Origin of the sequence: Myroides oncorhynchi (genome assembly GCF_020905415.1) — a bacterium.
Lineage (GTDB): Bacteria > Bacteroidota > Bacteroidia > Flavobacteriales > Flavobacteriaceae > Flavobacterium > Flavobacterium oncorhynchi_A.
In genome coordinates, this window is sequence record NZ_JAJJMP010000001.1 from 2,200,772 (window position 1) to 2,213,230 (window position 12,459).

The window sequence follows — 12,459 nt, forward strand, 5'->3', positions numbered from 1 at the left end:
TTGGTTAAAAAAAATATTTTTTTATTTGGAAAATATGTCTATATTCGAAAAAATTATAAATGTTAAAAAAGGTTATGAAAGAAAAATACGAACTAGAATTTTCGATTAATTCGTCTCCGCAGTTATTGTATCAGTATATTTCTGATCCTTCTGGATTAAGTGAATGGTTTGCTGATAATGTAAATTCACGTGGTGAAATATATTCTTTTATTTGGGGAGACTCTGAAGAAAAAGCTCGTGTTGTGACTCGTAAGACTGATGAGAGGGTGAGATACAGATGGTTAGATGAAAATGACAAAGAAACTGACTACTTTTTTGAATTAAAAATTCACAAAGATGAGTTGACTAAAGACGTTACTATTACTGTAACAGATTTCGCTGAACCAAGTGAGATTAATGAATCAAAACAACTATGGGAAAATCAAATAATGGACTTAAAACAAGTGTTGGGTTCTGCATAATTCCATAAAATATAACTTATATTTGCCGTTAATAGTAATCAGAAGAAAAGAGAAATATGATTAATGTTAACGGCAAAATTGTTTCTACTAGTGAAATATTAATTGAAAACAATAGAGGTTTTCTATATGGAGATGCTGTCTTCGAAACAATTAAGGTTTTAGATAATAAGGTTTTGTTCCTAGAGGATCATTACTTCCGCTTAATGTCTTCAATGCGTATCCTTCGCATGGAGATTCCTATGGATTTTACAATGGAATTCTTTCAAGAAGAAGTTTTAAAACTAGTTCGTTCTTTAAACACGTCTGTTAACGCAATTAGAGTGCGTTTTAACGTGTTTAGGGATGCTAGTGGTAAATACTTACCAACTGAAAGAAAGATTGGTTTTATGGCTTCAGCTGACGTTTTAAGCACTAGTGGATATAGTCTTAATAATGTTGACTATGAAATAGAATTGTATAAAGACTTTTATGTGACAGGCCATCTGTTATCTACGCTTAAGACTAATAATCGATTAATAAATGTTACAGGAAGTGTTTTTGCAGAAGAAAATGGATATCAGAATTGTCTGTTGTTAAATGATGCAAAGAATATTGTAGAAGCATTAAATGGAAATATCTTTATTGTAAAAGATAAAGTAGTTAAGACACCTCCATTAAGCGATGGCTGTGTGAAAGGTGTCATGCGTAAACAGATTATAGAGTTGCTTCAAAAACATACTGAATATACATTTGAAGAAGGTGTAATATCTCCTTTTGAACTACAAAAAGCAGATGAGATGTTTATTACTAATGTTATTGTAGGGGTGCAACCAATCACAAAATACCGCAAGAAAGAGTATGTCAATACGCTAGCTAGCGATTTGATTAATAAATTAAATGCTAAGATTAGATTAATGTAAGTTTTTAATCTATGTGCTATTCTAATTAAAATTAGGGTTTTCAGGAGCATTTAACCATAATGAATATTTTTTTCCCAATTTGGCAAGAGAGTTTTTCCAAAGGTCTTTTGGAGATTGGGAAAAGATATTCTCAGTTCCTAGGTGATTCGATGTAACCCAGAAATTATCGTATATTTCGTTTTTTAATTGATCACAATCCCAACCTGTGTATCCTAAGAAGAATCTAATATCACTTTTACTTAATAGTCCTTCTACTAACAGTCTAGGTAATTCGTCAAATTCAACTCCCCAATACAAATCATCTACTATATGTATGCTATCTGGAATTAACTCTGGTTTAGAGTGAATATAGTATAATCTGTTTTTTTGTACTGGACCTCCATCGTATATTGTAAACGAAGATTCAATGTGAGGGAGTAAATCACCAACAGTTAAATCTAAAGGCTTGTTTAGGATAAATCCTACAGATCCATCATTGTTATGCTCCGTAAGGAGTATTACAGCCCTAGAGAAAATAAGATCATCAGTATTAGCAGTAGGAAGAGAAATAATTTGATCTCCGCGATGTATAGAAAGTGATTTAATCATAAGTGACAATAAAAGAATATTTACTTCTAAGATATAAAAAAACCTCATTTAATAAAAATGAGGTTTTATATTTTAGAAAAGTTTCTAATATTACTTTAAATAATATTATTTTTTCTTTTTATTTACAGCGTTTTCTAATTCAGAACCAGCTTTAAATTTAACTACTTTTTTAGCAGCAATTTTAATTGTTTTTCCTGTTTGAGGGTTTCTTCCTTCTCTTGCAGCTCTATCAGATACTGACCAAGAACCAAAACCAACTAAAGAAATTTTTCCACCTTTACCTAAAGTAGTTTCAACATTTGATAAAAACGATTCTAATGCTTTTTTAGCTGCCACTTTGCTGATTTCAGCATCTTTAGCAATCGCATCGATTAATTCAGTTTTGTTCATAATAATTTTTTTTAAAGGTTAACTTTATTAACGTCCTTATACAAATTTAGGGTAATTCTCTAATAATGCAAGTCTTTTCGATAAAAAAAAATAAAAAGTTGATAAATCAAAGCCTTTGAAAAGCTAAAATTAGTCTTAAAATTACAAAACTCTATATATCAGTTGTTTATATTGCTGTTGTGTTGTCGCTAAATGTTACTCCATTGAGTAAGTCATTGGCTCTCATTGGCTTTTTACCAGGGAACTGAAGTCTTAAAATATTGATAAAACCATTTTTAACAGCTATTTTAATTTCTTTCTTACTGGAAATTAGCTTTCCAAGAGAGTAATTGTGAGTGTCTTCTTCAAAGCTAGCTTCATATATCTTTACATTCCATTCATTGTCGTTATCTTTAATAGTGCACCAAGCAGTTGGATAAGGACTAAGTCCTCTGATAAGATTGTGAATTTGATTTCCTTGTTTTGTGAAATCAATCTTAGTATTGTCTTTGTGTAATTTGTAAGCTGTTTTAGTTTCTTCTTGAGGTTGAGTAGTGGTATTAGCTTTGTCGTTTTTAATTAGATCTAAAGTTTCTATTACTGTCTGAGCTCCTAGTAGCATTAGTTTGTCATGTAACTCTCCTGCATTTTCAGTTGAGCCTATTGATGTTTCTTTTTTTAATATAATAGCACCAGTGTCTATTTTTTCATCAATAAAAAACGTCGAAACTCCTGTCGTAGTTTCTCCATTTATGATTGCCCAGTTAATGGGAGCTGCTCCTCTATAGTCAGGTAGTAAAGATGCATGTAAATTAAATGTACCTAATTCTGGCATTTTCCAAACGACCTCTGGCAACATTCTAAAAGCTACGACTACATTTAGATTAGCATTATAGCTTTTTAATTCCTTTAAAAATTCCTCATCTTTTAAATTAGTAGGTTGTAGTAAGGGAAGTTGTTTTTCTAACGCATATTCTTTTACTGCAGAATATTTGATTTTTTGACCTCTACCAGCCGGTTTATCAGGAGCTGTTATAACTGCGACAATATTGTAATTGTTATTATATATAGCATCTAGTATTCCGACAGCAAAGTCTGGAGTACCCATGAATACGATACGTAAGTCTTTCATATTATTGAATATTGATTTTCATTGTTTATTTTTATTTTATCTTGTTCTAGTAAAACTTGAATTGCAAAAATGATATCACCTTTTTTTATATCATGAGTCATTTCTATCTCAAGTATACTGTGTGGTGAATTAGAAATTATCTTATAGATATTGTCTATCAGAGTATTTCGTGTATTAGTATATTTTCTTTTTTTTATACAAGTAGAGCATGTACCGCAATCATCATTCTTTTCTTCATCAAAATAGTTTAAGAGTATTCTGTTCTTGCAAATATCTTGATTTTCTATATAGAATAATAGTGATTGATATTGATATACTTTTTGTGTATTCTGTTGCTCAAGGTAAGGAAATGTTCTATACAGAGTTCTATCCTCTTCCCATGCCTCATTAAAAATAACAGTTATATCATTATCTTCAGGTATATAATTACACAGATTTTGATCATGACAAGTTTTTAAACAATCTGTTATACTTTCAATTGATTCACCTGTTTGATGTTCTATAAGAGTTAAGTCGATATCTTGTTCGTATTCATGGATCCCCGTATAAGTTCTTAGAATAAAGTGAATAATATTTTCATAGGGCTCATTATCATACGTGATATCTAGTATTTCACTACTAGGAGCTGTAAATAAAAGCTTTGTTTTATTTTTATTGTTTTGTGATAGCCTAATAATGCCTTGTCTATCTAAAAACTGTAATGCATTATAAGCTTTTCGATGAGGGTATCTATTGTGAGAGCAAAACTTGTTGAAATTAAAGCTATAAGTACAGTTATATCCTTCTCCATAAGCGATACTTAGAAAATTGTTTAGTTTTCTATATATATGTTTTAAAAAATCTTTATCAAACAAATTTGCTTTAAACATATCTTTATTTTGCTTGATTTCTTGATCTGTGATCAGCATTGTCGCAAAGGCTTTTTTGCCATCCCTACCAGCTCGACCAGCTTCCTGGTAATAATTCTCTATATTCTCTGGTATTTGGATATGAATGACATTTTTTACGTTTTTTTTATCAATACCCATTCCAAAAGCATTTGTAGCTACCATTATAAGGCTTTTCTCTTCTATCCAATCTTGCATTCTCTTCTTTTTTTCAATGATAGATAGTCCACCATGAAAAAAAGTAGCTTTAAAGTTTAGCTGATTAAGTTGTGAAGAGAAGAAATATGCTTCTTTTCTATTTCGAACATATATAATGCTTGGGGTAGGGTTTTTCTGAATAATACGTATTACTGTATTTAAGATGTCCTCTACATTATAAACACCATAGATTAAGTTCTCGCGTAGAAAGCTTTTAGTGAATATTTTAGGGGTGTCTAGTTTTAGATTTTCGCATATATCAGTTACTACCTTTTTATTGGCAGAAGCAGTTAGGGCGATTATTGATATGGTAGGTAATAGATCACGTAGTTTTCCTAACTCTAGGTAAGAAGGTCTAAAGTCATGCCCCCACTGTGATATACAATGTGCTTCATCAACAGCTATTAAATTGATTTTAATTTTTTGTATTCGTTCTAGAATCCATCCTTGTTTTAGTCGCTCAGGTGAAATATACAAGAATTTATAGTCTCCATACATACAATTGTCAAATATAGCGTCTATTTCGTGCATAGGAGTACCTCCAATAATAGAAGTAGCTTTTATATTTAACTTATTCAAATTGTTTACCTGATCTTCAATAAGTGCTATTAAAGGAGATATAACGAGACACGTTCCAGGCAAAAGCAGTCCAGGAATTTGAAAACAAATACTCTTTCCTCCTCCTGTTGGTAAGAGCGCAAAAGTATCATTCTTAGCCAGAACTGCATCTATTATCTCTTGCTGAGGTTCTCGAAAGCTATCATAGTTCCAGTATTTTTGAAGAATATCGATAGGTGTAGTCATGTTCTAAAAGAAATATGTAAATAACGTAAACGAATTTACAAAATTAGTTATAAAGAAAAGGGTTATAGTTTGTTTACTATAACCCTTTTAACTTAAATATGATGATTTATTAAATTTTACTTAATATGAAATCAATTCTGTTTTCAACTGTGTCACGTGGTACCTCTATTAGATCATACCCATAGTTTTTATAAGTTGATATAAGGTGTTCGTGTATTTGACTTGCTTGTTCGAAATTCTCATAACGTTGTTCATCACTTTGGTATATTGATTCCCATGGCGGTAATAAGAAAATTTGATGGTAAACATGGTTCTTACATGCGATGTCAAAGCTTTCAGGATATTTATCGCCAGTATAATGCATATATGCAAGTACATCTGGGATACCTCTGTCTATAAAAACCAAATTAGCAGATTCTTTTACTGCTTCTTGATGTTGTTCTATTCTACCTTCTAAAAGTAATTGACTAAATAATAGAGGTTCTGTTAAGAATAATTGATCAATACCTTTTTCTTGAGCCTTTTTTGTAACCGCACGAGATATTTCTGGATAGCAAACATATCCTTTGTCAGTAAGTTCGTTAATCAATGTAGTTTTACCAGATCCTGGTCCTCCTATGATTAAGATTATTTTTGTGTCCATTTTGCTGTAAATATCAAAGGTGCAAAAGTACAATAAAATGTCATCTACAAAAGACTTTTAACTACATCTTTTGAAATTAATAGCAGTTATTTTGATTATATTTGCCTAATAAAAACGATATGGACGATAATACAAAAGAATTTTATAAAAGATTAAAAGAGCAATTAGAAGATGATAAAACTTGGCCAAGACCATACTTGTATAAGTTTATTGTACCAGGTGATGCGGAGAAGATAGCTAAGGTGGAAGAGGCATTCGATGGATGTAATGCTGATATTCAAATTAAGAATTCTAGTACAGGTAAATTCTCAAGTGTATCTGTGAAACTAATAGTTAAAAGTTCTCAAGAGATTATAGATAAATATCTTGCTGTATCTACTATTGAAGGAATTGTTTCTTTGTAGTTCTTTTTTTTCCTATTTTTAAACAAAATACTTTCTAAGTGCAAATACAACTAATATTTAGTCGTATTCCAACATAATAGCCAATATATATGAAGTTTGATTCCAAAGAAGCAGTAACTCATTTAGAGTACAATTCTCTAAGAAAACCGTTGATTATACCTGAATATGGTCGTCATTTACAAAACCTGATTGATCATATACAAAATATTGAGGATAGAGAAGAGCGTAACAAAGGAGCTAGGTACGCTATTAGCGTTATGGGGAGTATGAATCCACATTTACGTGATGTACCTGATTTTCAACATAAACTTTGGGATCAATTATTTATGATGTCTGGTTTTGACTTAGATGTTGACTGTCCATTTCCGATTGCTACGAAAGAAACTATTTTTTCCAAACCTGAAAAATTAGATTATCCTCAGAATCATCCTAAATATAGATTTTATGGTAATAATATTACCTACATGATTAATAAGGCTATTGCTTGGGAAAGTGGTGAAATGAAAGACGCTTTAATCTTAGTGATTGCTAATCACATGAAGAAGAGTTATTTGAGTTGGAACAAAGAAACTGTAAAAGACGAAGTGATTTTCGAGCATCTTTATGACTTGTCTAATGGGAAAATAAATTTATTTAAGAAAGAAGAAGAGCTTTCTACTACTGCTAATCTAATGCAAGTAAATAAAAAGCAATCAAATAAAACGAATTACTCAAATAATAATCAGAAGAGTAATTCGAATAGTAACAATACTAATAAAAAATTTAAAAGTAATAACTATCATTCAAAAGGTAAGAAGTAATGAGTACATTTAAGATAGAAGGAGGCGTTAAGTTAAAAGGAGAGGTTTATGCACAAGGAGCTAAGAATGAAGCATTACAAATCTTATGTGCAGTATTATTAACACCTGAGAAGGTAGTATTATCTAATATTCCCAATATTATAGATATTAATAAACTAATAGAGTTATTAGGGAAATTAGGAGTACAGATTGAAAATCTTGGATCAAACAAGATGTCATTCCAAGCTGATAATTTGAATTTAGAATATCTTACTTCAGATGATTTTAAAAAAGATGGAAAAGCTTTAAGGGGATCCATTATGATGGTGGGACCTTTATTGGCTCGTTTTGGGAAAGGATATATCCCAAAACCTGGAGGAGATAAGATTGGTAGAAGAAGATTAGATACACACTTTGATGGTTTTATCAAGTTAGGTGCTACGTTTAGATATAATAGAGAAGAATATTTCTACGGTGTAGAAGCTGAGAAATTGGTTGGTGCTGATATGTTGTTAGACGAAGCATCTGTGACGGGAACGGCTAATATTTTAATGGCTGCTGTGTTAGCAGAAGGTATTACTACTATATATAATGCAGCGTGTGAACCTTATATTCAACAATTGTGTAAGATGCTAAACTCCATGGGTGCTAAGATCCAAGGAATTGGATCTAACTTACTTACTATCGAGGGAGTAACTGAATTAAAAGGATGTGAGCATACAATGTTGCCAGACATGATTGAGATTGGTTCTTGGATTGGTTTAGCAGCAATGACTCAAAGTGAGATTACTATTAAAAACGTAGGTTGGGAGCATCTAGGGGTTATTCCTAATACGTTTAGAAGATTAGGTATCACACTAGAGAAGAGAGGGGATGATATTTATATTCCTGCTCATACTAATGGATATGAAATACAAAATTATATTGATGGATCTATTCTAACGATAGCTGATGCGCCATGGCCAGGGCTAACACCTGATTTATTAAGTGTTATCCTAGTAGTAGCAACACAGGCTAGAGGGGAAGTACTTATCCACCAAAAGATGTTTGAAAGTAGACTTTTCTTCGTTGATAAATTGATTGATATGGGGGCAAAGATTATTCTTTGTGATCCACATAGAGCAGTAATTATAGGTCATGACTTTAAATCAAAGCTAAAAGCGACTAAGATGTCATCACCTGATATTCGTGCGGGTATCTCATTATTAATAGCTGCGTTATCTGCAGTAGGTGTAAGCGAGATACAAAATATCGAGCAAATTGACAGAGGATATGAAGCTATAGATGATAGGTTAAGAGCGTTAGGTGCTCATATAGAGAGAATAGAAGACTAAAATTATCTAGTCAGAACAATATAAAAGGCTAAGTTGTAAATCTACGACTTAGCTTTTTTTGTACAATGAAATTAATGTGATTGTATAACACTTGCATAGTTTTGCCCTTTGTTAAGTACTCACTATACTATCATATTACTGAATTCAGAATTTTGACTGTACAAGTTTAATTTATAGTAAAAAACAAAGAGGTTTAAAATATTTTTGTTTTTAATATGTATCTTTGCAAAGTATTGATTTTTAGTATTCAATAGCTTTTTTTACGCCAATCTTCTAGGCTAAAAATTACAAATAACTAGGATAATATACGTTAATTACTAAGACAGCTATTTCTATGCAGTTTTGGATGCACGATGCTGTCAATATACTATCATACAAAGCGACATAGCCACTTTATAGCTAAGAATTGATAAAACATGATAGTTTCTTTTTTGAGAGAAGTGATAAGATATATAATCCTTAAAATGAATTAAAACAGTTGGTTTTTAGTGAAATAGAAATCAGAGTATGTAGCAAATGTACACAAATAAATTGAATGTATAAGAAAGGGAACTGACTTAAAACAAGAATCAGCGATAGACATATAAACGAAAAGGAGTTATACAAAATAGGTCTTAATTAGCGCTACAAGTGTACTATAGTATAGTTATAGTACTGATGAAAGAGCTATGAAGTAGAATTGCTTTGTAGTATTTGGCTAATGCTAATTCTGGGTTTAACCTAGTTGTTAAGTGACTCAATGTAGTTATGATTCGTTATTTGGTTATTAGGTGTTTTAGGAGATTACTAAATTTATAGAGCTACTAGATAGATAAGATAGGATAAAAAGAGTAAGACTAAGAATTCATTCTATTACTTTTGGATTAAATCTAGTACTTTGACACCAAATACAAATCCGAATTTCTTAGGTGCATCTGCTGATACTGTATGAAAAAAATCTATTCTAAACGGTCTAAACTTACCAAAACCAAAGTTGTTAAGACCTAAACTAAACTCACCGTAAACGTCTTTATCAGGAACATTAAGGACATGATAACCTACGACTAAAGAATATCTTGTTTTGTTAAGTAATGGTATTTTATTCATGATGTAACCTCTAAAGTCGTGTTCTAAGTGAAATTCTACGTATGATTTATTTGTACTATATTCATAATACGGTAATAGATTGAAATGTTTATTATATACAGCAGTTGAGCCTATAAAAGTTTGATTACCATTAAAATGTTTATAATCAGTGAAGGCTATTTTATTTTGTTCCAGAAATTTACCAGCTGCTAAACCTATATATAGGTTACCTATTTTACCAATATTATCATTATACTGTGTAGCTAAAGAAACAAATGTATAATTGTAATCACTAGTAGTAGCGTTAAGAGCTTTGTCTATATTGACTTTAATGATAGGAAATTTAGAGTTAGGTAAATATTGTTTAGAATTAGGGTAGGATATTATTTTTTGATCGAAGATTATATTCATACCTAAATTTAGTTTAAACATTGAATTGTCTATAAAAGGTGCATTTTCATAGTCTTTTGGAGCTAGTGGATTATTGGAATCAAAATCTTTATTAGGTGCAAAAGGTGGGCTTTTTATACTATTATTTAACGCTGTCCTATGAGCATACTCTAAAGAGGTTGTAAATTTGAATTTATTAAATGCATATTGTTCGTACTTAATCTGCAAGTAGTTTTTTTGAAAAAACTTAGCATAGTTTTTCCCAAAGTATGCACTAGCTATCGAGTTTATAGGAGTTTTTACAGGATCATCCTGATTAAATTGAAGAATTGTATTACCTCCTGACAATGTTAATGTATTATAGTTCTCTTGGTTAAAAGTATGTGAGGCATACCCAGAAACTCTGTATTTGTTTTCTGATATTCCATAGTTAACGATAGTTCCTAGTTTTGTTACAGAGTTATCATCTTTATACTTAATATAATCTAGCCCTGTTGTAACATTAAAACCTTGTATTGCATTGAAAGCAAAAGTAGATAATAGACCTCTGTATGTAATAGAAGAATTTTTGTGTGTATTAATATGTTGATACCCTTTGATTAATTTGAATAAGGTGAAATTATTAGTTCTTTTGTCCAACGAGTCTAATGTGGCTTTTGTAGTCTCTTGGATTTTAATCTCTTGATTATTGAAGGTTGTTTTCTCCTTTTCAGATAATGACTCAGGCCTGTTATTATTCCAATATTCAGTAGGTTTATTTAGAAAGTTGTTTGTGTAATGTATTAATTCATTCGAGAATTGTGTTTTATCTATATTGTCATTTTTTTGATAATTTTTATAATAGGCTTTATAGGAACCTATATAATGAAAGACAAGAAATTTCCCTTTGAGGTATAAGTTTTGTTTATATTTTAAGTATAGATTAAGAGCTTCATTGTACTTGTATTCTTGGCTAATTACAATTTGGGATACATTTTTTAATCCAAAGTTTTCACCAGACATAGCAGCATAAAGTTTAGTAATCTGCCAGTTGTCACTAGTTATTGTAATTTTACCTTCCATTATAGGCTCTCTATCTCTTTTAGGTTTAAATTCGATAGTATAAAGATCATTACCTAAGGTGTCTTTTTCTTTAGTTATAAGTTTAAAGTAGTAATATGATTTCGCATAAGACATTAAAGGTGAGATGACATTAATCTGATTTGATACTACTTTATTATATAAGTTGATATCACTATCAGTAGCAGTTAAAAAATTGAGATCTTTCGAACTCCCTATTTGATTTAGTGCGATAACATTTTCTTTATTGTAATTTTCGTTTAGTGTTGTAAGTTGAGAAGAGAGTTCTCCTAAATAGATATAATTACTAATATCCTTGATGTCTAATGAAGGGACTAAGTCTTTTCTTTGTTGGCCTAGAAATTTTTCTCTACCTGTAGCTAGTTGAAGATTTCCTTTTGAGTAGAAATCAACAGTAAACTTATTTAGATTATTCTTATGCTTGAATCTACTGGCCAAATCCATAATAAATAGAGCATAGTCGTCCTGAGGATTATCGTAGAATATATCAGTGTCTTTTAATGATGTTAATACAATATCCCATTGTTTTACTTGACTTTTATCTGGTATATAGTCGAGTTTACGTATAGCATAATTTTCTTTTTGAATGTACAGTTGTTGCCCTGGATTTACAGCTAGTTTAAATACTCCATTTGCATCAGTCTGTGTTTGTAGATCAGTTTTTATGATAAAAACTAAGGCGTTTTTTAAAGGTTTTCCATTTTGATCTGTAACTCGTCCTTGTGTAGGCTGGGTTTGTGCATAACTATGCAGTATGGACAGTATCAATATACTGAAGAAAAGAATAAGTGTATGCAGGTTTACTTTCATTACTCTAATATAGAAGCTATAGCTAAGTCATAACTCTTTAGTCCAAAACCTAGAATTACGCCTTGACATACAGGTGATAAGTAAGAATGCTTTCTAAATTCTTCTCTTTTGTGAGTATTAGAAATGTGAACCTCAATAACAGGTGTTGTTATAGCTGAAATAGCATCAGCTATTGCTAATGAAGTATGTGTGTATGCACCAGCATTTAATATAATAGCATGATATGAAAAACCTATTTCATGAATCTTATTGATTAATTCACCTTCAATATTAGATTGAAAATAGTCAAATTCTATTTCAGGATATTTAGATTGTATACCTATATAATAATCATCAAAAGAGGTACTACCATATACTAGAGGTTCTCTCTTACCAAGTAAGTTCAGATTAGGTCCATTTATAATAGCTATTTTCATGTATGAATATTTTAGTATAAACAAATATATCTATAATATATTATGTGCTTACTAAAAAAGAAGAATAAATAGTCAGTTGTGTTATTTCGTATATAAAAAGAAGCTATTATGAATACTATATTGCTTTATGAAGTAGCGTTTATGTGTTTTATTATGTTAATAAGGCTTTTTATTGTGTGTTTATGTGTTTTAGAATTATA

The 12,459-nt window shown here is 30.6% G+C and carries 12 protein-coding genes; 5 read left to right on the top strand and 7 right to left on the bottom strand.

Translation table 11 applies throughout. The features are described from left to right. Positions 1-74 precede the first annotated feature (74 nt). A complete protein-coding gene (locus LNQ81_RS09770; RefSeq protein ID WP_229946287.1) occupies positions 75-461 on the top strand; it encodes an START-like domain-containing protein in 387 nt (128 codons plus the stop codon). Positions 462-517: 56 nt separating this feature from the next. Continuing rightward, positions 518-1,360 carry an aminotransferase class IV gene (locus LNQ81_RS09775; RefSeq protein WP_229946288.1) on the top strand — a complete coding sequence of 281 codons (843 nt, stop codon included), beginning with the start codon at positions 518-520 and terminating at the stop codon, positions 1,358-1,360. Between the two features lie 21 nt (positions 1,361-1,381). On the opposite strand, the gene LNQ81_RS09780 is transcribed toward LNQ81_RS09775, so the two are convergent. The 5 genes from LNQ81_RS09780 to LNQ81_RS09800 form a co-directional block, all read right to left on the bottom strand. After that, the gene (locus LNQ81_RS09780; protein WP_229946290.1) at positions 1,382-1,996 is read right to left on the bottom strand and encodes a YqgE/AlgH family protein; all 615 of its coding nucleotides are present in this window, start codon (positions 1,994-1,996) and stop codon (positions 1,382-1,384) included. 57 nt (positions 1,997-2,053) lie between these two features. Continuing rightward, positions 2,054-2,338: an HU family DNA-binding protein gene (locus tag LNQ81_RS09785; protein ID WP_229946292.1), complete on the bottom strand. Its 285-nt coding sequence runs from the start codon at positions 2,336-2,338 to the stop codon at positions 2,054-2,056. A gap of 166 nt (positions 2,339-2,504) precedes the next feature. Further along, positions 2,505-3,449, bottom strand: coding sequence for a methionyl-tRNA formyltransferase (fmt, locus tag LNQ81_RS09790; protein WP_229946293.1), 945 nt, complete (start codon positions 3,447-3,449; stop codon positions 2,505-2,507). Next, positions 3,446-5,338 (bottom strand): RecQ family ATP-dependent DNA helicase, encoded by a 1,893-nt coding sequence (locus LNQ81_RS09795; protein ID WP_229946295.1) that lies wholly within the window; start codon positions 5,336-5,338, stop codon positions 3,446-3,448. The genes fmt and LNQ81_RS09795 overlap by 4 nt, the downstream gene beginning before the upstream one ends. Before the next feature lie 109 nt (positions 5,339-5,447). Beyond that, the gene (locus tag LNQ81_RS09800; RefSeq protein WP_229946297.1) at positions 5,448-5,981 is read right to left on the bottom strand and encodes an AAA family ATPase; all 534 of its coding nucleotides are present in this window, start codon (positions 5,979-5,981) and stop codon (positions 5,448-5,450) included. 119 nt (positions 5,982-6,100) lie between these two features. On the opposite strand from LNQ81_RS09800, the gene LNQ81_RS09805 reads away from it, so the two are divergent. The 3 genes from LNQ81_RS09805 to murA all read left to right on the top strand — a co-directional run bounded on the left by LNQ81_RS09805 (position 6,101) and on the right by murA (position 8,498). Further along, positions 6,101-6,385 carry a DUF493 family protein gene (locus tag LNQ81_RS09805; protein WP_229946299.1) on the top strand — a complete coding sequence of 95 codons (285 nt, stop codon included), beginning with the start codon at positions 6,101-6,103 and terminating at the stop codon, positions 6,383-6,385. Between the two features lie 89 nt (positions 6,386-6,474). Beyond that, complete coding sequence (locus tag LNQ81_RS09810; RefSeq protein ID WP_229946301.1) at positions 6,475-7,185, top strand: DUF4290 domain-containing protein; 711 nt, start codon at positions 6,475-6,477, stop codon at positions 7,183-7,185. Further along, positions 7,185-8,498: a UDP-N-acetylglucosamine 1-carboxyvinyltransferase gene (gene murA / locus LNQ81_RS09815; RefSeq protein ID WP_229946303.1), complete on the top strand. Its 1,314-nt coding sequence runs from the start codon at positions 7,185-7,187 to the stop codon at positions 8,496-8,498. Before LNQ81_RS09810 ends, murA begins: the two co-directional genes overlap by 1 nt. An 852-nt stretch (positions 8,499-9,350) precedes the next feature. Here murA and LNQ81_RS09820 read toward each other — a convergent pair. Together LNQ81_RS09820 and aroQ are read right to left on the bottom strand one after the other, a co-directional pair. Then, positions 9,351-11,843: a DUF5686 family protein gene (locus LNQ81_RS09820; protein WP_229946307.1), complete on the bottom strand. Its 2,493-nt coding sequence runs from the start codon at positions 11,841-11,843 to the stop codon at positions 9,351-9,353. Then, positions 11,843-12,259, bottom strand: a complete 417-nt coding sequence (gene aroQ / locus LNQ81_RS09825; RefSeq protein WP_229946308.1) for a type II 3-dehydroquinate dehydratase — start codon at positions 12,257-12,259, stop codon at positions 11,843-11,845. Before aroQ ends, LNQ81_RS09820 begins: the two co-directional genes overlap by 1 nt. Positions 12,260-12,459: the final 200 nt, after the last annotated feature.